This is a genomic window from Phycisphaerales bacterium AB-hyl4 (genome assembly GCA_041821185.1).
GTDB lineage: Bacteria > Planctomycetota > Phycisphaerae > Phycisphaerales > Phycisphaeraceae > Natronomicrosphaera > Natronomicrosphaera hydrolytica.
In genome coordinates this window covers 347,866-371,248 of the sequence record JBGUBD010000001.1, presented here as the reverse complement: position 1 = coordinate 371,248, position 23,383 = coordinate 347,866, and the positions used below count along the sequence as shown (strand labels likewise).

The window sequence follows — 23,383 nt, the reverse complement described above, 5'->3', positions numbered from 1 at the left end:
GTTTTCGACGGATTCCGTACCCATGGGTATGCCCTCATTGAACTCACGCTCGGCCGACGTGGTGGAGCGATCGGATCGGCTGCGCTGGCGTGTAGAGCAGATGATCTGCAAAGGCCCATTTCCCGAGAGGTCGTGGCACCCCTAAAGTGCGTAGAGTCGCCAAGCCGCGGTGGCCCCGGCAATCCACACAAGCAGAAGGTGGCGGGTCCATGCCGACCCACCGGGTTGAGGTGGAACAGACAGCATTCAGAGAGTGATGTGTGCCGACGGGGTTTCGCCATTCGCGTGTTGGATGAGAGCCTCCCCGCCGCACCGGAGAAACTCGCCGAGTGTCTCCAGCCCGTTGCCCGCCTCCCGCAGGAGGTCGGTCTGGCTGTGCGTGCTGCCGTAGTCGTCGTAATAGCTCCTGAGTACCACGTAAGCAGCGTCGCCGAGGTCCGTGCCTGGCGTGTCGTTACGCTCACCTTTCTCGTCGTAGAGACCCGTCAGCTCAAGGATGGGGCACACGCGGTCAACTTCATCCAGAAACGCTTTCAAGGTCATGTCATGTTCTCCTAATGCAAGTCGCGATCAACAAACAACACCGATCCATCCGTGCCCGTCGGCCCGATGCCGCGGGCGAATCTGTTAGCTCTTGGTGGTCTCCTCGGTCGGTTGGCGAGCGTCGACAAACGCCGCAGGCGGCGGCAGGCCCTTCGCTTCGTACACCTGTCGGGCAGTGGCCTTGAGCATCGGCGGCACCTCAATGCTGCCGGCGGCCAGCATCTCAGCGATGTCGAAGTCGCTCATCTCGTTGAACGGCTTGTCCAACCCCGCCGGCCCCTGAGTATGGATGCCCAAGATCCCGGCCGGGGTCAGCGCCCAGAGCTACGACGGCATGCCGGACCCGGAGGCAATCGGGAAGCTCAACCGCCTGATCGAGGCCGGTCCGTTTGAGGTTCATGTTGCCCGCACTTTCTCGCTGGAGCAGGCCGCCGACGCCCACCGCATGTTGGACGAGCACTTTCTCGGCAAGCTCACCCTACGGCCCTGATGAGGTGCCGTCGGGGCCGGTTTATGAGTTTGCTACCTTCCGTATCCGCTCATCCCCCTCCTTGAGTTACCCCTCAGTCGACGCTGCGACGCATTCGGGAGCACTACGTTTCGCTCCAGCCAGGGCCGGAGCAAAGTGGTCGATGATGATTGTGCGAACAATCTTGCCTCGTAGATTCTGTCTGAATCGTTCCGGAAGCTGACCACCGCACTGTTCGTCCACAAAACGGTCGAGGTAGTTGTTTATTTCTTCATCCGTCAGGCTGTCGAACCAACGTTCTGCTTCGCCACGCCTGCCCCAGACGATGGAGGCTTTGGTCCGCGCGAAGAGGGAATTTCTGATCGCCGGCGTGATCACTTCATCTTTGCGATGCTGATCGTTCCACGGCCAATAGGAGGCGAGCACGGCCTTATCCGCTGGCGCCAGTTCGTGCAGCGCCTTTTTGAACAGGTCGGGATTATTCGGCGGTTGGGCCAACTCGGGGTTCGAATCACACGCACGCTGCGCCTGGCCATTCAATTCTTCGATTCTGGCGAGCACCCGCCGGCGCTCGGCTTCCAGCGTTGCAGCTTCCTCGCGCCTCTGCTCCACCAACTCGATAGCCTGCGCTATGTTCTGGCGGAAGTGGTCCACGCGAGCCCCGATACCTGCGCGATCGGATACGTCCTTCATTGCCTCGTGGATCGCATCGGCTGTCACATGAGGGAGCTTCTCTGCCAAGTACTGGCGCGCGGCAGTTTCAAGCCCGTACTCACCGAAGGCTTTGAGAAGGTGCTCCGCGGGAATTCTGGACGTTTGACGCGGCGAGTCGAAATCGCCAACAGCAGCAGCCGGTTGCTGCTGAGCGTTACTTCCGGAGGTTTCTCCGGAGTGTTCCTCAATGGGTGTTATTACTGGGGGTTCCTTCTGTTGCGCAGTGTTTTGACGAGTGTCGTGGCGGGTGTCGTGAGTGGTGTTGTGGCGAGTGTTCTGCGCGCGCCCCCTGTCCGGCCACTCGTAAGCATCGAAGTCGTACCATGTTATGTGCGACAAGTGTTGTGTGTGGGGGCCGACGCGATACGATCGCTTTCGGATCGAAATGACACCAGCTCGCTCTGCATGCTTCAGGGCACAACGCGCCTGGCTGAAGGTGGCACCCGAGTTATCCGCCAATGCCTTGTAACTCGTTAACCACTCGCCTCTCCTCACTGTGATTCCGCTTGCCTGGTGTACTGTATCGCTGTGAGCGACGCTGTCGTACAGTTGCCGCAGGATTTCGCGATGGGCGGCTCCGAGCTTTTGCCAGAACGGGGTCTCCTTAAACCACCTGGGGAAATACCGGCCGCCGTTCTTAAGATGCCGATTCTGGGCGGCGAAACTCGCATTACCCATCTCGCACCTGCTTTCGCCGGCTCAACATCTGTCGCAAGTGTTCGGCCTTGCACACGCGACACCATCCACGCCGGCGCTTGTGCAGGCGTGGCCGCCGCCACGTTGGCCAAGGCGGCCCGGGATTTCGCCGGAATTGGGACCGGCGCGGTCGTTGTTGTATCATCTGCAGAAGTCCCTATACGCCGACCACGCCCACACGGCCTGCCAGCCGGGCGCGATTGGCGTGGCACAGGTTCAGATAAGTCCTTTCGCAGCGAGTCGCTGGCGGGCCTGATCGTGCTCATTGCGGTGCGTACGCGAAACTTGCTGGCGCCGATGGCCCCCAAACTCAGCGGCGCTGAAATGCTCGGCGTCGGCTTCGGCCAGGTCACGCGCAAACTGCTCAACCCACTCAGCAGTGGTGAGAACGCGTCCTCCGGCACGAACATGCTGAAGGTGGACGCGATGGCCGCACCGGCTCTTCACGCCTTTCCGGGCCCATCGCCAAACCGCATTGGCACTTGGACGGCCGGGAGCCAGCTTGGCGGCTTCGGCAAGGGTGATGTATTTGCCGCTGGATTGGATGTGTTTTTCGCTCATATCCCCCTTTTACGCCGGGTTGGGGGGCGTTATGAGCGTTGCGGCGTGATTTGTGTTTCCTATTGCACGTTGCTGCTCGCTACTGCGCGCTATCGGCTCTGGTAGGGTCGGCATCCCCGTCTGCTTCCGGGTTGATTCGCACGACATCATCCAAGTCGAAAAACCATTTACGTCCATTGGGAGTGCAGCGCTTAACCCGAATGGTCCCGGCTTCGATGGCGCTTTTGAGTTGTCGTGTATCTGGCCCCCACCCAAACCAGTTCACGGAAGCGTATTTCATAGAAACTGGTCGTGTCGGCCTCTCAATTTCATTTGGCGGCGAGGGCGGTGCATCCGAGCGCAGCGAATCCAGATCAACTATCGAACCCCACGTATCCCACAGGTTGGCGTAGTTTTCGTCAAAGCTGACCCACGGCCTCGTGTCAGTCCAGTCATACGGGACAGTGGTCAGCCTGTTGAGTGCGGCCTGTGTCTCGCGACACTGTCTACGTAGCGTTCCAAGCAGGGCGGCCGCATGGCCCCAATTGGTCCCTAACTCACGTTTGAGTTGATCGGATCCAGCCGTGCTATGGAGCCGGTGAAGAAGGTGGATGCACCGCTTTCCGAGTACATAAGCCCGATGAGGAAACCACCGTTCGGCCGCACTCGGGCGTGCCTCGTCATGCTCGCGCGGCGGAGGTGCGCAGGCATCGTCCTCGCGCAGCAGCGACGCCCCCAAGTCCCCCATCAGATCCTCGCTACTCCAGTCGATCGGCGGGGGGCCATCCTGCTTCGGTGGATGTGGCGCGTGAGGTTTCCCGTGATGAACCCACAATTGCCGCTTCTCATCCCATACCGCCCGGGGCGTTGAGGCACCATCTTCGGACGAAGGTTGCTTCCCAGAATCAGGGGCGATGGAGCACGCATTTTGCTCGTCCGGTGTTAACTGTACGTGCCCGTTGAGGTGCGTGCGGTAGGCCGAGTCGTAAGCATCGTCCGAATGCTCGACACCTGAGGGTCTATCCCGCTGGAGTCGCATCCGGCGGCTTTCCTCGGCCACTGCCTTATGCCGACGCAACCGATCAACGTCGTTGGCCAAAGCTTGAATCAGCTTGGATAGCTCTTCGGCCGCCGTGGTTGAATCAGTAGACATGCTACATTCCTTATGACTGGTTGCCGGTCACGGCGGGATATGGAAACGACGGTGGCGATCACCTCCAACCAAGGCGAGGCGTGGGGAATCACCCCACGGCCGGCGGTTCGAATATATCCCCGGCCACGTGCCCACCAGCCGGTGTGACCGAAAGATTCACTTCCCGCCCGTGGCCGTCGCAGACATCACGCGGCTGCTGAGGTCCCGCGACGCTCTCCTTGCCTTCGGCAGGGCATTGCGGGGCACGCCTCCGGAGCTTCGGCAGCTGGCAACTTACGCAATGTAACGTTTTCGCCCAAGGTTGGTGCCAAGTGGCGGCCGGACGTAGAGCTCGCGCAGAGCAATCGGCTGCATCCTGCGGTGTTTCAGGTATTCGTAAGGGCCGATCGACTCAGATTCAGATCCCGGCGATTGGGTCAGGGTTGGCGAGCTCAATGCTTTCGTCAGTTTTGAATCGGATCCAGGTCACCGAGGTCTGGACAGTCACGCGGTTCAGGAAACGGACGAGGTGTCCCGGCCAGCGGTTGTTATGCACCAAGCTCGCAGGGTGTTGGAGGGCTGTCGATTCCCCTCGCATGCGAACCAGTGCATCGCCGAAGGATCGTGTCGGTTACCCCCGTTCCATACTGGTCTCGAACAAGTCTGAGCCCATCCAGCCTTTGACCGCGCTCCGTTGTCGCACAGCGGCCAGGGCTTGCGCCCGGGCAACCCCACGGAGCATCTCGGGCCGCCATTATCGTCAGGACTCGAATGCCACTCATAGAGTGTAGACCGTCTTCTTTATGTGACCATACTAGTGGTCACACATGGAAGACGCACTTCTAGACAGGTTCGGCACGGCCATTCGCAGGCTTCGCTCCGAACGAGGTTGGACGCAAGAGGGCTTGGCGAACGCGGCGGATCTCCATCGGAACTACGTGGGCGATCTTGAACGCGGGAAACGTAACCCCACTCTACATGTGGTTGCTCAATTGGCAGACGCGTTCGAGTTGTCACTGAGCGAACTTTTGGAAGATGTTTAACTTATCGCCGACAAGGGCCAGTCATGACACAGCCAAAATATGGACGGGGCAAGTTTGATCACCACGAAGGATACGTCAAGTATCAGAAGATGATCGTAGCACACCCGGCGTACGCGGGTATGCCCGGTGCGGTATCGGAGAATGGAAAGCCAGTATGGCAGGTGAGCTCAGGGAAGAATACGAGCTTTTATAAATATTTCACAGCCCGTAAAGAATGGTGGATCAAGAAAGCGGATGAACTCGGGCTTACAGGCGAAGGTGATAGCAACGATCGGCTAACGAATGCGGCCCGGCAAATCCACCCGACGAAATACCGCCACTGCCTCATCTGTGGCGAAGAACGGAACATCGGCTATTTCTATTTGAATTATCGCTTCACGACGGATCTAAACAGTGCCGTAGGGAGAGAATTATTTAGTAAAGGTGAGTCCATTTCGGCCGCACTCGTGAAACTAGCGAAAGTGTGGCCGGCGGAAGAGATTGAAAAGCGCATGCAGGGATGGTTTGGCTCTCGAAAATCCTATTTTGACGAACATGGAGTGACTGCCGATGCCTTCGAAGCATCGGCTCACATTCGCACCGGCAGGTTAAGCCCCGGGTTTATGGGAAATCCTCCCTATCGGCTTGACGGGATTCATGATTACTGTTCGGTGACGTGTCGCAAGAAAAATGACCCCGGTCGCTCGGACGCTAACATGCGAACTTACGCGCATGATCGTCGGGCATTTCAGTGGTGGGCGGAAGGTAACTGGGCACTAGCTGACGCGGTATACAATAAAGCAGGGCGGGGAACCTGTGCCATCTGCCTGAAGAAAGTGGCCAAGGTGAGCCCTGATCACGTGGGGCCACTTGCTTGTGGCTTTCGGCAACTATCACTGTTTGTGCCGACCTGTCGCGGCTGCAATAGCTCGAAGAATCGCCGGATGCGACGACAGGACGTGAAACTCTTAGTGGCCCACGAGCAGCAAACCGGCACTACCGTGGCTAGCTGGCAGGTGCGTCCCCTCTGGGATCGGTACAAGCTGAAGGTGGCGACCGACGGCGAGGCGGAAGAGCTCAGCGCGTGGCTTCGAGCATTGCAAGATTACTCGTTGCGGCTACTCCACCGTCTAATGGAGGCGGGACATGTCCGATTTCTGAGCGCAATGCTTCATCCGGAACATGCCTATTTGACCCACACGTTCAGCGGATTCGACCCCGCGAAGCTCACGTTTACGAATGTAGCGGCCAGTACGACTGTAACGCCTAATCGTCAAAGCCTAGCGGCACGCTCAGTACGTATTGCATTTGAGTCGTTGCCGGATTACGCCAAGAAAAAAATAGATGGCAGAAGATTGCGGCCACTCCCCGCAACAGCGTGGGACTTAATGGAGGGCATTCTTTCAGACGCGTCGAATCTGCCGCGAAACGGACTTGATGAGGAGTGGTGCAAAGCGATTTCTATCGGCGACGTTGGGCAACAAGAGCTCCAGATTAGGTCGTTGCTCAACCGTCGAAGAGATCGGTCTGAAGATCGAAAGCTAAGGGAAAGGATTGATGAAATACTGGCGCAGATTGCGATAGCAGTTGAATTACCTTAACCGCTGCTGAGATGAGCCCGAAGATCCTGAACGGACATGAGCCCGCGGGCCCATGCTGAATAGTAAGATCGCACAATTCGCGATCCACAAGCATTGCTCTTCTTCTCTACCAAGGCAGGCAAGTCGACGAGCGCTTCAGCAACCGTAACCGGATACGGCTGCGACCCGAAAAGATTTTCTGTGTCCGCCACTTCGCGTCGACCACGACACTGGCTAAGAAACGGTATCGGGGGCACAATCTTCCGACAGCTTCGGCACCCTATCAAGAATACGCGTCTGCGCATTTGCGGCACGCCATACTGTTCAGCCCGAAGCAGCCACGGACTACCATCAATGTCATAGCCGAGATCCTGGATCGCTGCCAGTAGATCGCGCACCACCTGCCCTTGCTTATAGCTAAGGAGACCTTCCACATTCTCTAGAATGACAATTTCTGGCTGTAGGGCTTGTGCAAACTCCATGAAGCCGACTGCAAGATCATTGCGAGCATCATCATCTAGCCGCCAACCAGCGTGAGAAAATCCTTGGCATGGTGGGCCACCTACTAGTGCGAATAGCGGCTTTGCCCCTAGCTTTGACTTAATGGCGTTGATTGTACGGGACCGCGCACTCTCGGTTGACAGATCCTCATCGAGAAATAGTGTTCGAGTGCTGCCGGGTTTCGATACCGTTTCACAGGGACGGTTAAATTTGTAGGTGGCACCAATTCCCTTGTCGTACTCGACTGCCGCGGCAACGGTCCAGCCAGCCATCTCCAGGCCCAGGCTCATTCCACCCGCACCGGCGAACAGGTCGACGCATTGCAAACCAGCCTCACCTCGGCCGACTTCAGTGCCAATCGCATATGCGAGAAGCGGCGGGACGGCGTTCCCGATTTGCTTTCTTACACTCCCATCGGTCCCAATAAACCAATAGCTGTCAGGAAAGGATTGCAAGCGAGCCGCTTCACGATTGCTTAACGTCCGGTTTTCCCAAGGATGAATATTCGTTCCGTTGCCCGGCCGGTTGTAGTACGTAGCGATTGTATATGCAGGCTGGTCAGGGCGTAAGCGTCCATAATATGTTGTTCGCACGACCCCTCGCTCTTTCGACATTGCACGAATCTGCTCTAATCGTTTCGAAGGGACGTCCTCTGGAATATCTTGCCAGTTGCCTCCCTGCGGAATGTGTTCGATTACTCGATGATCAAGCGCCGACAGCCTGGATGCCACATGTTGCTGTCGACCCACCCCACCGATTGAGCATTTTACGCGGTTGTTCTGCCTCAGCAGCGTGACTAGATATGAAATATAGTCAGCCCGCTCGGGACAAATGCGCTCCAGAATCAGCCGTGTTTGAGATTCAGATAAACCAAATGCCTCTGCTACGAGCGCCTCTGCCACGTCCTCGGATGCCGCCGGTGTTTTACCTGCATTGTTGTTATGCTGATATAAATCATGGAAATGCCTACCTACTACAGCAAGGCTCGTTATCGTGTCAGCATCTTGCAGGGGGCAAGGGAAGTCGTCTATTTCATAATTTGCGACGTGATTATTGCTGTTAAATATACGAAAATACCATTCCATGACCGCACTGTTCAGCACAACGCATAGCGCGTAAAGATACTCCTCGTTGATTATGTTGCCGGACTTGCTGCATATATAGTTGCACGAGTTGCCCAACACAGTTTGTGGTGGCACAAGTGCAAAGCTAAGTCTGCGCGCCTTCTTCATGTATGAACACTGTCGGCTCGCGATGCGAGGCTTTCGAATATCAGAGGACTTCGGTCCATTCCCGATATACTCCCGAAGTCGAGGCACCGAAACGTAACTAGACCGTCCTGATGACTCAGGCGGCCGTAGAACATATCGTTCAATGTGATCGCCGCGAACCAGGCGCATTGCCGTAGGCATGTCACTGGCGACGTGCTTGCCAAGCGTCTGGTCCAGTTCGCCGCGGGCATTCCGTAAATCAGCGATGTCTTGGATCCGAGGAAATTCTTGAAGCTTTTCGTAAATCTCATGCATCTTGTGGGGAACTCTTGGGATCCGCATCTGTCGAGCATCAAGCTCTGCCATGGTCTTGTACTCGGTCTCGTGCTCATCTGTATCGTTCAAATTGTTGGAGGTTGCAATCTGTACGAGAAAGCTACTACGGCTTGGGCTGGGGGCAACCGTCGCTATCGCTGTCGGCTGGTTTACGGTTGCGAACAGGCCGGCATCTTCAGGAACCACCAAGACTGACTCAAGAGACTTGGAATCAAGAATCTGCCGTCGCAACAACACTGACTCGCGGTCACCAAGCCATGAGCTAGGCGCAATCCAACTCAAGCGGCCATCTGCACGTAAAACGTTCATTGCCAACCCGGCGAATAGGCGCTGGTAATCTTGGGCTCCTTCCCCTAAGCCCAAGTTTCCGGATATTCGTTTACATTCGGCGGCTTGTGACTTCACCAAATGTTGCCAATGCTCGGCCTGTTGGTCGCGTGTCCTCTCCCGTTCGCTTGTGCGTGTTTCGCCATTGATTAGAGAGTTCTTGAGAAACTTTATTCGCCCATATGGCGGATTCATCACAATGCAGTCGTAATTACGTTGCCCGGACTTGTATTCTTGGTGCAAGTGGGCAATCGCGTCGCGTCGCAGAACTGATAGTTCAGCATTCAGGTTATGAACGGTGACTAGTCGTTCGAGTGCGGTCTGCAGCAGCCGGCCGGTAAAATGGTCAATTTCGATAGCGGTGATGTGCTTGATTGCTACTCTCTCCTCGGCGGCAGCGAAGCAAACTGCCGCAAGGAGTGAGCCTGCTCCGGCAGCAGGGTCTAGGAGGTGGCTCACTGCTTCACGACCACCGAGCGCGCGTTGTACTATTAACCCCGCGACAAGCGGAGGTGTGAAAAAGTAGCCACGGCGTTTGGAAGCCGCAAGAAAGGTCTTGGGGCCTCTTTCCGTGTTAAAAGGCTCAAACAGAGAGTACCCACACAACTCGATCAAGCGAGCAGTTAGAAATGGTGTTCGATCATCGCCACGGTAATCGGCCCATAACTGTCTCACTAAGAGTTCGGTCACAGACAGATTGAACGCCAGCGTTCGGATCGGATCATCAGAGGGATAGTCTTGGGCGTGCGGGCCAAAGATAGACTGCGCCACCTGTATGCTCGCGACACCAGGATCGTATTGATTCAGAAACTCCTTAGCGTAGTCTGCTGCGAATGCGCTCCGTAACTTCTTCGCTTCACGATCTAGCTCAAGCCTTGAGATCGCTTCTAGACGACTAACGAAAGAAGTTTGGTTTGCAACAAATGGCTTCGAGATGACCCGCGTCGGTGGAGGGGAAACCTGTGTCATCTTTAAGTCTCGTTACTGTTAAGTCGTCGCTCTGACTCGTTCCCCGGGAACTCCAGCCGCAACTGTGGATTCTGATGGCTCTCTACGAACTCGTTGAGCGCGTACCGGACAACGAATGCCAGCGTTGCTCCGTTATGGCGAGCGATTCGCTCTAGCGCCTTACGGTGCCCCGGCCCCAAAGAGACAGTCAGTCGACCGGAAGTTTTATGATCGTGCTCGCTATGCATCATCTGCGCCCTCTCATCACCGGGCATCATTCTGCACCAGGTTGAGTCACCTGTCAAAGGTCTCTGGGATGCGCCGCTTACCGCCGCCCAGGCGGCCAGGCCGAGGTAGGCGTGACTGCTGACGCGGAGGTCGCGGTCAACTACAGGTGAACTAAAGTCAGGTCAAGCTGAAAGCCGCCTTGCCCGATGATCTTTACGGCCAGCTAGGCGTGTCGCGTACTCTCCTCGGCCGCAACCAAGTTGCGAGGGCCTGCAGGGTCAGATAGTGAAAGCCGAAGCAAATTGGCAACAGGCCGTTGAGCAGGTATTGGTCGTGGAGGCGGCGGGCGATGCACGGCTATGGTTAGCGATCGGCTTCGTTGTGCGGCTGCCAGTGGCGGAAGCTGGCGATAGCGCCGCCGGTCACGCCGGCGACGATCAGCCAGATCAGGAGCAATCGGCCGTAGTCCAGGTGCATCCCCGCGTCCCTGTAGCCAGGCTCGGGCGGCGCGAACAGCCAGGCGTGACCGATGGCCTTGCCCGCTTGGACCTGCCCATCGTCGTACACCTCCACCCACGGTGGCAGCAGCCCGGCGAGGACGATCAGGGCAATGCCGATCCAGAGACAGATCAGTTGCGGCTTGTTCATCGCCCGGCCCTCCCGTTGTGCTGATGCCGATTCACGTTGCGCAGGCGCAACTGGTGCAGCACATCAACCAGCAGCCAGTCGAGCTCGGCTTTCGAAGCCTGGCGCAGGTAGCGGTCGACGTGTTCGGGCGGTTGCTGCGGGGCAAAGCCCTGCAACACCTCGGGTGGCAGGCTCAGCAGCACGCGCAGCGTGGCCAGCTCATGTCGATCAGCAGGTAAGGAGGGGCCGGTGGGAGGGGACGATTCGCTCATGATGGGTGCTCCGGAAGGCGCATGAAAAAACGGGATCCAGTGTCCGACGGACGACCCGAGGTCACGCGCCTACCACAGCGCATCGAACCGAGTACGTCCGCCGGGCGCTGGACCCCGCACGAAACAACATGCGCGGAGCCAGCCCCTCAACGGACCGCCCAGGTTCGATGGTCCCAGCCAAAGCTGGAGTGGTAGTTCGTGACCACCGGGCGATTCGCTGCCAAGCGAGTTGGCATCAAATTGTCGACGAGGATCGTACGCAAGAGCGAACGAATTCTCAACAGTATTACCATCGGCTCGGCAGGCCGAAAACATCAACAGGAGCAACGATCATGAGAACGCGCCCTGCCCACTACGTCGCATTTGGACTGAAGGACGGCACCGTTTTCGGCGCCCTTCAGACCCGCAAGCCCCTGAAGAAGTCCCTTCGAAAGGGTGAAAACATCGACCCAGACGGCGTCTACCGGTTTCACATGTACGATCACACCCGCGACCTGCCGGCCAATCTTCCGGACCGCGACTGGATCATTCAGAATACAGGCATCGCCGGCCGGCTCAACACGCGCCGAGCCTTGCGCGACTTGGTGCTGCCAAAGCTCGATGAGTTGCAGCGGGAGGTGGATACCCTCACATCACAATTGACGCGAATCGAAGAAAAGTTGGATCGGCTTCTCGCGACCGACGGAAACGCGTAAGCAACCTGAAGTCTCGCATACCACAGCCCCAGATCAATGAAAATCCCGTGACCGGGCCTGCAGGTTGTGGACACTGGCGGTGAGGTCCTGCACGGAGCGGACGTTGATGTGCACGACCTGGCCGCGGCGTTCGACCCGGCCGCGGACGAAGATGAGCATGGCGGTGCGGACGGCGACGCGGCAGCGTTCGTAGACCTTGGGGCGAACGACCAGGTTGCACGAGCCGGTCTCGTCTTCGAGGGTGAGGAAGATGACGCCGCGGGCGGTGCTGGGGCGCTGGCGGATGGTGACCAGGCCGGCGACGGTGATGGGGGTGTGGTGCGGCCAACGTTGTTCGTCGGCGAGTTCGTCGGCGGTGGTGACGTGCATGCGGTCAAACGCGTGGCGGAGGAAGTGCATCGGGTGCTGCTTGAGTGAGAGGCCGGTGCTGGCGTAGTCGTGGGTGACTTGGCGCAGCGGCGGGACGGCGGGCAGCGCGTCGGCACGGTCGGCGGGTTCGGTATGCGTCGTGTCGCGCTCAAACAGCGGCGCCGGTGTGTCGCGCAGCTTCAACACCTGCCAGAGAGCCTGCTGGCGGTCGAGGCCCATGGAGCGGAAGGCGTCGGCCTCGGCGAGAGCGCGGAGCGTGCGGGTGGTCACGTTGGCGGTGCGCCAGAGCGTATCGAGGTTGTGGAATTGGCCGTGGTGCGTGACCGCAGTGGTCAGGCGGTGGGCTTCGTCTTCGCGCAGACCTTTGACCAGGCGCAGGCCGAGGCGGAGGGCGGGCTGCGCTGGGGCGCGAGCGGCTTCGAGGGTGCAGTCCCACTGGCTGTGGTGGATGTCGATGGGCAGGACATCGACGTCGTGCTGCCTGGCATCGCGCACCAGTTGCGAGGGGCCGTAGAAACCCATGGGCTGACTGTTGAGCAAGGCGCACGTGAACGCGGCGGGGTTGTGGTGTTTCAGCCAGGCACTGACGTAGACGAGCAGCGCAAAGCTGGCGGCGTGGGATTCGGGAAAGCCGTACTCGCCGAAGCCCTGGATCTGCTGGAAGCAGCGGTCGGCGAAGTCGCGGGTGTAGCCGCGATCGAGCAGGCCCTGGATGAACTTGTCGCGGAAGCGGTGGATGAGGTGGCCCTTGCGTTTCCACGCGGCCATGGCACGGCGAAGCGCGTCGGCCTCGCCGGGCGTGAACCCGGCGCAGCGCACGGCCAGCGCCATCACCTGTTCCTGGAACAGCGGCACGCCCAGCGTCTTGCCCAGCACCGCGCGGGCGGTGTCGTCGGGATAGGTCACGTCCTCCAGCCCATCACGTCGTCGGAGGTACGGGTGCACCATGTCGCCCTGAATCGGGCCGGGCCGGACAATCGCGACCTGAATGACCAAGTCGTAAAAGCACTGCGGCCGCAAGCGCGGCAGCATCGACATCTGCGCCCGGCTCTCGATCTGAAACACGCCCACCGTGTCGGCCCGGCTGATCATGGCGTACACGGCCGAGTCTTCGCGCGGCTCTTGCTGGAACACGCTGGCGAGTGTGAGCCGGCGGCCATGGTGCTGCTCGACCAGATCGAAGCATTTGCGGATCGCGGTGAGCATGCCGAGGCCGAGCACGTCGACCTTGAGCATGCCCAGCGCGTCGATGTCATCTTTGTCCCACTCGATGACGGTACGGTCGGCCATCGCCGCATTCTCAATCGGCACCAGTTCGCACAGTGGCGCGTCGGTGAGCACGAAGCCGCCGACGTGCTGGGAGAGGTGGCGGGGAAAGCCCATCAGTTCGCCGGTGAGCTGAATGAGGCGCTGCACGGTCGGGTCACCTGGATTGAAGCCCAGCGGCTTGAGCTGCTTCGCGGTGAGCGCTTCGTGGCCATAGCCGCCCATGTGTTTGCTCAGGCGATCCACCGCGTCCAGCGAGAAGCCCAGCGCCTTGCCCACCTCGCCCACGGCACTGCGGCCACGGTAGGTGATGACCTCGGCGGTCAGCGCCGCCCGGTCACGGCCGTACTTGCCGTAGAGATACTGGATCACCTCTTCGCGGCGCTCGTGCTCAAAGTCGACGTCGATGTCCGGCGGCTCATCGCGTTCCTTGCTCACGAACCGCTCGAACAGCACGTCGATGCGCTCGGGGTCCACGGCCGTGATGCCCAGGCAGTAGCACACCGCCGAGTTGGCCGCGGCGCCCCGCCCCTGGCAGAGGATGCCGCGCTGCTGCGCGAAGCCGATCAGGTCGTGCACGGTCAGGAAGTAGTGCGGGTAGTTCAGCTCGGCGATGAGTTTCAGCTCGTGAGCGAGCTGGGCCTGCACCTTGGCCGGCACACCCTGCGGGTAGCGCTGCGATGCGCCTGCCTGCACCAGCTCACTCAAATGCTGCATGGACGTGCGGTCGGCCGGCACGACCTCGTGCGGGTACTGGTAGCGGAGTTGATCGAGGCTGAAGCCGGCGCAGCGCTCGGCGATCGCCGCCGTGCGCCGGATCGCATGCGGGTGCTCGGCGAACAGGCGAGCCAGCTCTTGCGGTGGCTTGAGGTGGCGCTCGGCGTTGGGCTCAAGGCGCAGCCCAGCCTGCTCGATCGTGCAGCCTTCACGAATGCAGGTGAGCACATCCTGCAGCGGCTGGCGCTGCGGCGTGTGGTAGAGCACGTCGTTGCTCGTCACCATCGGCACGCCGACGTGTTCGCACAGCGTTGCGATCTGTCGCAGTCGATCGGCGTCATGCTGGTGGTAGCCGATCGCGGCGGCGATGGAGAGGCGGTCACGATCAAAGGTCTGCTTGAGCCCGCGGGTCACCGCCACCATGTGCTCGTCAATCACCTTCGGCGGCACGAGCACCGCAAGCAGGCCGGCGTGATGGTCGAGCAGATCGTGCAGGCTCAGGTGGCATTCGCCTTTGGGGGCGCGGCGCTTGCCGAGCGTGAGCAACCGGCACAGTCGGCCGTAGCTGGCCAGGTCGGTGAGGTAGACCAGCACGTGCAACCCGCTCGTGTTGACGACGTCGAGGCCCTCGCTGCTCAATACCAATCGACAGCCCACCACCAGCGGCAGGCTCACCTGCTTCGCCGCGACATGCGCCCGCACCACGCCGGCGAGCGAATTCGTGTCGGTGATCGCGAGGGCGCGATAGCCCAGCTGAGCCGCCTGCTCGATGAGTTCCTCGGGATGGCTCGCCCCCTGCAGGAACGTGAAGTTGCTTGTGACCACCAGCTCGGCATAGGGCACCTCACCGGCGTGGGCGTGGTGGCCATGCAACGTGGGGCGCAGCTTCGGCTCGGCCGGCTCGGGCATGATCAGCACCACCTCCCGTGCACGAACCAGTTCGACGTGCCGACCTGGCGGTAAAGCCACCACCATCGGCCACGTTCATCCTGCACCTTGTAGTAGTCGCGCGGTGCCGGCTGGCGCCCCGCCTCACCGACGAGCCACCAGCGCGGTGTGATCCGCTCCGGCCCCAGGCTGGTCACGATGCGCACTCGCGTATTGCTCCAGCCCATCGTCATCACCGGCCCCTCGGGCGACAGCAGCACCACCTGCGCCGGCTGCGGCACGGAATGCAGCCGCGTCGGCCGATCGGCATCCACGATCGGCACTTCCCCGGCCGACTGCCGCGCCGCCAGCGTGACCGGCCCATGCCCGAACGCCCGCTCGGGCACATGCGTCGCCGTCGGCTGCACCATCGACACCCGTTCCGCGCTGAAGCGGGACGTCAATTGATCGACCAGCTCCCCGATCGCCTGCGTCGCCGCACCTTCGTCGACGTTTCCCTGGCCATGCGCGGATGCGCTCTGCTGGTGCGGCAGGCGAACCGTCGCGACCGCATACAGCGTCATGCTTTCGATGCCGAAGCCCAGGTGCACGCGCTCCAGCCGCGGCCTCAACAGCGACCACAGATGACGGACCTCGCGCGACGCCCGGCTGAGCGTCAACTCCTCATATAGATCCTGCGCATCTATCCGCGCCAGGTGCAGCCGCAGATGCCGCACCCCCGCTTCACGCTGGGCCAACTGTTCGCACAACGCCTCCACCAGCTCCCGCCCGCACTGCAGAATCGCCTCCAACTGCTTCACCGGTCCGGCGATGTCGCGCGTCACCTGCACCGGCTCATGCGGCCGACTCGGCTCGACCGGCTCAAACGCTTCGCCCAATGCCTGGTCCAGCCGCAACAGCAACGCCGACCCGAACCGCTCGCCCAACGATGCCCGCGGCAGTGCCATCACCTGCCCGACCGTCTCCACCGCCACCGCGTGCAGCGCCTTGACCACCGCCGGCTCCACCCGCAGCGCCCGCACCGGCAACGTCGCCAGCGCCTTGGCCACCTCCGCCGGCGATTCGACTATTGCGCCCGCTCGACCAAACCGCGCCAGCGCCCACGCACACCCGACCGTCGGCCCGGTCGCCCCGTGCCCCTGCACGCCCAGCCGACTCATCTGCGTGACCACCTGCCGCAGCATCGCCCGCGTCCCGCCGAACAGGTGCTCGCAGCCGTTGATCTCCAGCAGCAGCCCATTCGGCGGATCCGCCTGGCTCACCGGCGTAAACCGCTGCGCCCACCGCGCCAGCGCCGCCAGCATTGCCGCATCCCGCGCCGGCTGGTGCGGCTGCACCACCACCTCCACCGGCAGCAGCGCCCGCGCATGCGCCACGCTCATGCCCACGGTCACGCCACAGCGCTGTGACCGCCGACACGCCTGCACCACCACCTCGCGCCCGCGTTCTGCCCGCGTCAGCAACATCGGCGACGCGTCGCTACGCCCGCCGCTGCCTTGCCTCGACGGAAGGCGATGCCGGGCCTGGTTCGGCAGCTTCCGAGGGTGCAACTTCCGGGGGCGGTCGATCGTCAGGTGCGGTAGGTATAACGACAAGACCTTTCCCACGGGTGTGTTTTCCTTCCAGCCACCACACTGTCTGCTGGCCCTCCTGGCCGACCCGCTGCTGCACACCCTTGCAGCGCCACAATGCCAACTCCCACCGCGGCGTGTTCGTGTCGCTGACCGCCGGCGTGACCGCCCACCGCGTGCTCGCCGCCGACCGCTTCACCCGCTCCTTCGCCGGCCGCGCCAGCAACACCAACGTCCCGCCCGCCTCCGCCGCCAGCTGCAGCCGCCGCGTCGCCGCCATGTCCAGCCCACTGCCATCGGCCACCACCACCGCCACCCCCGCACACCGCGCCGCCAGGTCGATCGCCCACACCCGAAACGCCGCCGTCGGCGGATCCACCCACAGGCATCGCTCCAGCACGGCCGCCTGCTCATCCACCAGCCCATGCGGATGTGGCCAGCACCCCCGGCCCACCCACACACACCAACCCCCGCGCGGCCCACCGCCCATCGCCTGCCGAGCCAAGTGCATCAGCACCGTCAGCGGTGGGGCTTCGTCCGCCGCCTGCCCCGGCCCCGCCGGCTCCCCGCCAAACCACTCGTGCACCACCCCGGCCACCAGCCCGCCGCCCAGCGCCGCATCCACCGCCGTCCAGCCGGTCACGACCTGCGAAGCTGAAGCGCCACCGCCACCGCCGGCCTGTTCGATCGCTCGAACCCGCTCGGTCAACTGCACAAGATCGTGAGGAACGGCACGCATGTACGGTATAAGTTAGGTAGTACAATACTATCGAGGTGTCAAGGTCAACCCGACCTTCTCAGCCACGTCAATAACCGCAACTGTTGTGCGAAAAGTCAGTTGTCGACACAATAAAACTTAACGCCCCCGTTCTTGCTGGACTAAAGCCATCACACTATTTGGTTCGAACCGTGGCCCAAGCGGCCACTGACGACATTCGTCTAAGGTCGATTGCGGCAAGAAAAGCCAACTTGGCTTAGAATCGGCAACATGAACTTCCGCAGGGGGACATCAGGGGGGCGTGCGTTCTTATCTATGTGGGCCACGACCCCGGCTAACCATTGCTGGCAGTCCGTAGATACCCCTGTTCGCTGCGTGGCAATTGGCGATGTGCTCTCAAACCATACGAGCCGTCATAGTTTCGCAGAATCCAACCTTCGGCGATCATCCCCAACCCCATGGAAGTTGCGGCAGGAGGCGGATTACTTCGCTTATACAGGTGGTTGTCGAAAAACGGCCCCGGTGGTCGACCTACAACCAATGAAGGCGATCTGTCGACAGACCCACAGCTGTCACCCGGCGTCAACAAGCGTGCATCTCTACTGCATTTCAGCTGACATCAACAACTCGCTGGAAACCTACTGGTTGCATTGCCTGCTTCAAGTCACAGAGTCATGACCAGCATCGCATTCATGGAAAGGTCGATCGTTATGCAGCGTTCGAGCATTCAGAGGATTGAAGCACTAACCGAGCTCCCTGTGTTCCCCGGGTACACCGCCTCGTCGCAGGTGCCAGTGTTGCGCAAGCATAATCTTATATACGGCTTTAATGGATGCGGTAAGACAACTCTATCACGGGTGCTTGGATGTCTCGGTACGGGACAACGTCATGAAACGTGGTCAAAAACGAGCGACTTCACAGTAAAGTTGACCGACGGCACCACTCTACGCCCAGATTCACTTAATCCAGAGTTCGCCGAACGCGTTTTGGTCTTCAACACGGATTTTGTCGCACAGAATTTTCGCTGGATCGAGGGCGAAGCCGCCCCCATTCTGTACCTGAGCAAAGAACAGAAGCACCTCTCTGAGGCAATCGAAACAAAACAAGCCAGGAAGGTTTTAATAAATCGTCGCCAACAACGTGTCATGTCGATATTCCGTCATGTAGACAAGGAGTTCTCCGAACATAAAACCGAACGTGCCCGGCTAATAGCGAACGAGTTAGGTTTGGGGCGACGTTACATCGCCACCAACCTTACCTTCGACTACAAGGAATACAAGCCGGCTGTGAACAACCTGATCGCCGATGATGAGCTCGCATCTGTGCGTGGGGTAATAAAACAAGACGCCCCATTGCCAAAGCTCGTACCGTTACCTCACCCCTCCATTAGCCTACATGCGCTGGTAAAGGATCTGCATGCCATCGCACACATGACGCTTGGGACGATCTCACTCGAAGCACTTCAGCATCACGAAGCGATGGTGCCGTGGGTGAAACACGGATTAGAGTACCACAGCCATCAACAGCTCACGTCATGCCTGTTCTGCGGCTCCGAGTTGCCTCCTGATCGGCTCCAGACACTCGAAGCAGCCATTGATGATCGCTATGACGATATGACCAATAACATTCGGGCATTTAAACAGCGAGCCGAGTCACTGCTCGACGAACTCGACAAATTGACGTCGACACTTCCGTCGCCAAATGATCTTGTGGAGAGTCAGCGGGTGCATTTCACTGCCATCCGTAGCGACCTAAAATCACAAATAGGTGCCGGCCGAGGATACGTGAAACGGGCCATTGAATTGGCCGACACAAAGATTCAATCACCACATGTCCGTCTTGATGGCGCCGAACTGCCGAGCCAGTCGTTGGCTGAACAATGGTGGGAAGAATTCAGCTCCTCGGTCGATGCGTTCAACGTGATTGTCGAATCCCACAATCACGAGCATGACAGGTTTGCAGAGAATGTTGAACAAGCTCATGCTGCAATAAAAAAGCATTACTTGGCAGAAGAGTACTCCAAGTATTTCGATCTGAAGCAAGCGGCCGCCAGAGCGGAGCAGCTTGGCAAAAGACTTCGTGCTCGTAGCCGTGTGCTTGAAGAGGAGATTGACGAGCTTGCACAGCAGATGCGTCAGCATGGTCCGGCAGCAGTACACATCAACGTAATGATCTACAGATATCTGGGACACAAAGAGCTTGAAATCGCCGCTAATGAGAACGGGTACGAGATACGGCGACATGGCAAAGTCATCGTGGGACCACCAAGTGAAGGTGAAAAGAATGCGATCACCCTCTGCTATTTCTTTGTGATGCTTGAAGGCGAAGGGCGAAGACGGAATAACCTCGTTGTTGTTTTAGATGATCCTATCTCAAGTCTCGACACGCGGTCGATGAACTACGCGTGCGGAATGATTCGATCCCTGAACAATGTCGCGCAATTGATTGTCATGACACATAGTGTTCAGGTAATGAATGAGGTTAAAAAATGGATGCGGAGAAACACCGAGAATGAGATGGCAAGACGAGGCAAGGATGTTAACGACGCAACTGCGGCAATGTTTTTCATTGATACCGTACAGCCGAACGGCAGCAAGTCACGTCGATCGAGGATTGTGGAGCTGCCCAAGCATCTGCGTGACTATGAGTCCGAATATCATTTCTTGTTTCATATGATTCTGAGGTTCCTATCGTCCGAAGAAGAACGCGCGAATTATTTCTTCGTAATGCCAAACGTGCTACGAAAGGTGTTAGAGGTATTTCTGGCTTTCAAACTGCCGGGGCCAGACGGATTAAGTAGTAAGGTCGACCAGGTCGCGCGGGATGCCTCCGCAATCATGATGGATGAGATGCGGATTCGTGCGCTGGAGCGGCTTGCGCACGTTGAATCGCACGGTGACAATATCGAGGATCTGGTCTCCACGTCCAGCATGACTGTAGAAGAGACAAAGGATGCTGCCGACGCGCTGCTTCAGTTAATTGAAGGGATGGATTCAGAGCATAAGCGGCGTATGTGTAAGCAATGCCAGCCCACGTAAACACCGCAGGAATGCCATGGGAATCTAACCTCACACTCCGGCATCAGAGATGTCGTTGCGGGGGACGGTGCCGGAGCCTTGCAACGATGCGCGGAAAGATGGGAGTAATAACGCAGATGTTCAATGGGAAGTATATGAAATGGCCGGTTCACGCAACTCGCTATCCCGCGCGACCTGTTGATGATCGCAAGTAACTGGGGGATCCTGATGCCGCGACGTAAATCGGACGCTGATCGTTTTCTGGATGGATTGTTCGCTTTCCTCCGCGCGATGCCGTGGTGGGTGGGGCCGCCGTGCATCCTGATCGCGTGGATCCTCTTCGCGTGGGTGGTGCCGGGCGTGCTCAACCTGCTCAGCGGTGAGGATACCGAGCCGTTCCTCCAGCAGTTCTTCGGCATCGTGAGCGACGTCTCCGCCATGCTCGCGCCGTTCGCCGCCGGCTTCGTGGCCGTGCTGTGGCTCGCCGCGCTGGTCCGGAAGGCCGTCGACGCCCGCCGCCTCGACCGCCAGACCGGCATCGACAGCATCCGCGCCCTCTCATGGCAGGATTTCGAGCAGCTGCTGGCCGAGGCGTTCCGTTGGCAGGGCTACCGCGTGTACATCACCGCGGCCGGCGCCGATGGCGGCGTTGACCTGGTTCTGGAGAAGGCCGGCCGACGGACGCTGGTGCAGGCCAAGCAGTGGAAGTCGTGGAAAGTCGGCGTCAAGATCGTGCGCGAGCTACTCGGCGTGCAGGTGGCTCAACAGGCGGATGAAGTGGTCCTGGCCACCAGCGGCCAGCTGACGCGCGAGGCCACCGCCTTTGCCGAGGCCAACGGCATCCGCGTAATCGACGGCCCCCAGCTGGCCGAGCTGATTGCCAGCGTTCAACACATGCCAGACAAACCGGCTGCGCCAGCAGCGACGCCGGCCCCGTCGGCCCAGCCGCCGGACCCGGGGACCGATGCCACGGCACCATGCCCCGCGTGTGGTGCCGCGATGGTGCAACGAACGGCCCGGCAGGGCAAGCACGCCGGCAAATCCTTCTGGGGCTGCACAACCTTCCCCGCGTGCCGCTCCACGAAGGCCATGACCTGATTGGAGACCGCCAAAGCATGAGCAAGAAAGGCCAGACAATCTGGACGTGCGCCCAATGGGAACAGTCGACGGCGAACCCCGGTTCTGCAACCGATCCTGCATCGCGACGTACAACAGTCGCCGACACGTGTCTTGCCTATCGACTCAACACCGCGGCAAGTCAGTGCAAGGCTGAGGCAACCATCCCCACCCAATCAACTACCACGCAATCCCGCCTCGTCGAAGTTGAAAGGGTGGGATCACCTTTTAATGTCCAGCTGGGGTGTGATTAACGTTTACACGGTTAAACAGTCTGCTTTCATGGTTAAAATTCGATTCGGGCAAGAAGTCCATCTTATCCTCATTGGAGAATAGCAATGGCCAAGGTAAAACAGGGAAATCGGTTCGGGCCGTGGGAAATCATTTCTAACGAGGTAAGCCGGGGTGGGAACTCGAGGGTTTGGAAGGTTCAGCACATTGACGAAAACGACGTTACTCGTGCAATAAAACTGTTAAACCCACATCGGTTTGGCTTTGAACGCTATCAGCGCTTTCGGGACGAGGTGACATTCGTCTTATCAAACGGGAATGATGGAATCATGCCAATCCTCGATCAACATCTTCCAGAAAGTCCGAGCGAAGAGGATCGACCTTGGTACGTTATGCCACTCGCTACCTCAATCTCGACTCTCATGGATCCATCACGATCTCGCTTAGAGGTTGTAGTCGGCATTCTGATACCGGTGGCCCAGACATTGGTTCGGCTACACGGCGATGGAGCAGCGCATCGTGATATTAAACCTGACAACATACTTTCTCTTGATGGCAGACCTGTTCTCAGCGATTTTGGGCTCGTCGATTTTCCCGGCAAGCTCGACGTGACGACACCTGATGAACGAATGGGGCCAGCACTTTTTGTCGCACCTGAGTTATTGGGCGACGCCGCAGACGTTGATGCCCGGCCTGGTGATGTGTACTCCTTTGCAAAGACGTTGTGGGTGTTGGCTGCTGACAAGAAATGGCCGCTTCCTGGTCGCCTCGACATCGGCGATAGCCGTTTGCGGCTGGGAACGTACTGCTCGCACGCAGAAGTGCGACTCATCGAGTATCTGCTTGACGTGGCAACACGTACTGCGCCAGAGAATCGGCCAACTATTGTTGAGATGCATAAAGAGTTGACGAAATGGATGGAGCTAGTGTCGATGCCTGATGACAAGAAGCCGGCACATCTTGAGGATATGAAAAAACGATTTGCTGCATTTTCTGCGGCGTCGCGGGCAAAGGTTACTGAACACGAAGAGTCGAAGAAAGCAGCCAACACTGCATTTGACCGGCTCCAGCCTGGTGTGGAATGGTTCCTCAAGCAAGCCGCATCAGTAGCTCATGGGAAGCGAGCCAAGGACTGGTCGCTTAGAAAGCTCCCAACCGCACCAGGACAGTCGCAGACAATTGTCACACGCCGCGAGGATCGCCTCTCGACCGTGAATATGACATATGGATGTTACTGCCAGGGAGCAGGCGGATTGTTCGAGGCACTGGCTGTGCAGATTCATGCCGTTGCGTTTGCTGACTCAACCACTGAGATATGCCTAACCCTCTACTTATCGACAGGACGACTAACGAACCGCGAAAGTTCAACACCGGGGATCGCTCGAATTGATGCAAATCCGCCCGTACCATTCAATCACCATAAAACGTTGTGGGGTACCCACTGTATTGAGCCAACGGGCAGCGCCGCCTTAGCGGCGACCGTCAAACAGATCTCCAGCGACCTCTGTGGCCAACTTGAGATGGCTTTAGGTGAGCTCCACGCGCTGATTCAGCGTCAGCGATGACCCTGTATCAAGGCTTTTAAAAAAGCACCGCCGAATAGTCTCATGCCGATTTACGTGTCAGAATGCCTGCTGTACATACGCCGG

18 protein-coding genes are annotated in these 23,383 nt (G+C 59.2%); 7 read left to right on the top strand and 11 right to left on the bottom strand.

All coding sequences use genetic code 11. The annotated features are described in order from the left end of the window. Positions 1–246 precede the first annotated feature (246 nt). Both ACERK3_01520 and ACERK3_01515 read right to left on the bottom strand, forming a co-directional pair. Positions 247–543: a hypothetical protein gene (locus ACERK3_01520; protein MFA9476962.1), complete on the bottom strand. Its 297-nt coding sequence runs from the start codon at positions 541–543 to the stop codon at positions 247–249. 84 nt (positions 544–627) lie between these two features. Beyond that, positions 628–840, bottom strand: a complete 213-nt coding sequence (locus ACERK3_01515; GenBank protein ID MFA9476961.1) for a hypothetical protein — start codon at positions 838–840, stop codon at positions 628–630. Here ACERK3_01515 and ACERK3_01510 point away from each other — a divergent pair. Then, positions 833–1,033, top strand: coding sequence for a zinc-binding dehydrogenase (locus ACERK3_01510; protein ID MFA9476960.1), 201 nt, complete (start codon positions 833–835; stop codon positions 1,031–1,033). The genes ACERK3_01515 and ACERK3_01510 overlap by 8 nt on opposite strands. Positions 1,034–1,099: 66 nt before the next feature. Here ACERK3_01510 and ACERK3_01505 read toward each other — a convergent pair whose 3' ends face one another. From ACERK3_01505 to ACERK3_01495, 3 genes are all read right to left on the bottom strand, one after another. After that, complete coding sequence (locus ACERK3_01505) at positions 1,100–2,404, bottom strand: hypothetical protein (GenBank protein ID MFA9476959.1); 1,305 nt, start codon at positions 2,402–2,404, stop codon at positions 1,100–1,102. Positions 2,405–2,638: 234 nt separating this feature from the next. Next, a complete protein-coding gene (locus tag ACERK3_01500; GenBank protein ID MFA9476958.1) occupies positions 2,639–2,983 on the bottom strand; it encodes a DUF1580 domain-containing protein in 345 nt (114 codons plus the stop codon). A gap of 79 nt (positions 2,984–3,062) precedes the next feature. Next, on the bottom strand, positions 3,063–4,115 hold the full coding sequence (locus ACERK3_01495; protein MFA9476957.1) for a hypothetical protein: 1,053 nt from the start codon (positions 4,113–4,115) through the stop codon (positions 3,063–3,065). 806 nt (positions 4,116–4,921) lie between these two features. On the opposite strand from ACERK3_01495, the gene ACERK3_01490 reads away from it, so the two are divergent. Both ACERK3_01490 and ACERK3_01485 read left to right on the top strand, forming a co-directional pair. Then, complete coding sequence (locus ACERK3_01490) at positions 4,922–5,137, top strand: helix-turn-helix domain-containing protein (GenBank protein MFA9476956.1); 216 nt, start codon at positions 4,922–4,924, stop codon at positions 5,135–5,137. Positions 5,138–5,160: 23 nt separating this feature from the next. Next, entirely contained in the window at positions 5,161–6,717 is a 1,557-nt protein-coding gene (locus ACERK3_01485) for a hypothetical protein (protein ID MFA9476955.1), read from the top strand. On the opposite strand, the gene dcm is transcribed toward ACERK3_01485, so the two are convergent. The 3 genes from dcm to ACERK3_01470 all read right to left on the bottom strand — a co-directional run bounded on the left by dcm (position 6,714) and on the right by ACERK3_01470 (position 11,146). Further along, a complete protein-coding gene (gene dcm, locus ACERK3_01480; GenBank protein ID MFA9476954.1) occupies positions 6,714–10,040 on the bottom strand; it encodes a DNA (cytosine-5-)-methyltransferase in 3,327 nt (1,108 codons plus the stop codon). The two genes, ACERK3_01485 and dcm, sit on opposite strands and share 4 nt — an antisense overlap. A 570-nt stretch (positions 10,041–10,610) precedes the next feature. Next, the gene (locus ACERK3_01475; protein ID MFA9476953.1) at positions 10,611–10,895 is read right to left on the bottom strand and encodes a hypothetical protein; all 285 of its coding nucleotides are present in this window, start codon (positions 10,893–10,895) and stop codon (positions 10,611–10,613) included. Then, positions 10,892–11,146, bottom strand: a complete 255-nt coding sequence (locus tag ACERK3_01470) for a hypothetical protein (GenBank protein ID MFA9476952.1) — start codon at positions 11,144–11,146, stop codon at positions 10,892–10,894. Before ACERK3_01470 ends, ACERK3_01475 begins: the two co-directional genes overlap by 4 nt. 332 nt (positions 11,147–11,478) lie before the next feature. On the opposite strand from ACERK3_01470, the gene ACERK3_01465 reads away from it, so the two are divergent. Continuing rightward, a complete protein-coding gene (locus ACERK3_01465) occupies positions 11,479–11,841 on the top strand; it encodes a hypothetical protein (GenBank protein ID MFA9476951.1) in 363 nt (120 codons plus the stop codon). A 33-nt stretch (positions 11,842–11,874) separates the two neighbouring features. Here the strand turns inward: ACERK3_01465 and ACERK3_01460 are convergent, their stop codons facing one another. Genes ACERK3_01460 through ACERK3_01450 form a run of 3 tightly spaced genes read right to left on the bottom strand, consistent with a single transcriptional unit; the run spans position 11,875 to position 17,391 of the window. Then, positions 11,875–15,168 carry an error-prone DNA polymerase gene (locus ACERK3_01460; GenBank protein ID MFA9476950.1) on the bottom strand — a complete coding sequence of 1,098 codons (3,294 nt, stop codon included), beginning with the start codon at positions 15,166–15,168 and terminating at the stop codon, positions 11,875–11,877. Next, positions 15,105–16,547: a DNA polymerase Y family protein gene (locus ACERK3_01455; GenBank protein ID MFA9476949.1), complete on the bottom strand. Its 1,443-nt coding sequence runs from the start codon at positions 16,545–16,547 to the stop codon at positions 15,105–15,107. The genes ACERK3_01460 and ACERK3_01455 overlap by 64 nt, the downstream gene beginning before the upstream one ends. 13 nt (positions 16,548–16,560) lie before the next feature. Then, entirely contained in the window at positions 16,561–17,391 is an 831-nt protein-coding gene (locus tag ACERK3_01450; GenBank protein ID MFA9476948.1) for an ImuA family protein, read from the bottom strand. 653 nt (positions 17,392–18,044) lie between these two features. Here ACERK3_01450 and ACERK3_01445 point away from each other — a divergent pair. From ACERK3_01445 to ACERK3_01435, 3 genes are all read left to right on the top strand, one after another. Further along, complete coding sequence (locus ACERK3_01445; protein MFA9476947.1) at positions 18,045–20,408, top strand: AAA family ATPase; 2,364 nt, start codon at positions 18,045–18,047, stop codon at positions 20,406–20,408. A gap of 180 nt (positions 20,409–20,588) precedes the next feature. Next, entirely contained in the window at positions 20,589–21,485 is an 897-nt protein-coding gene (locus ACERK3_01440) for a restriction endonuclease (protein MFA9476946.1), read from the top strand. 356 nt (positions 21,486–21,841) lie between these two features. Next, positions 21,842–23,299, top strand: coding sequence for a protein kinase (locus ACERK3_01435; GenBank protein ID MFA9476945.1), 1,458 nt, complete (start codon positions 21,842–21,844; stop codon positions 23,297–23,299). Positions 23,300–23,383: the final 84 nt, after the last annotated feature.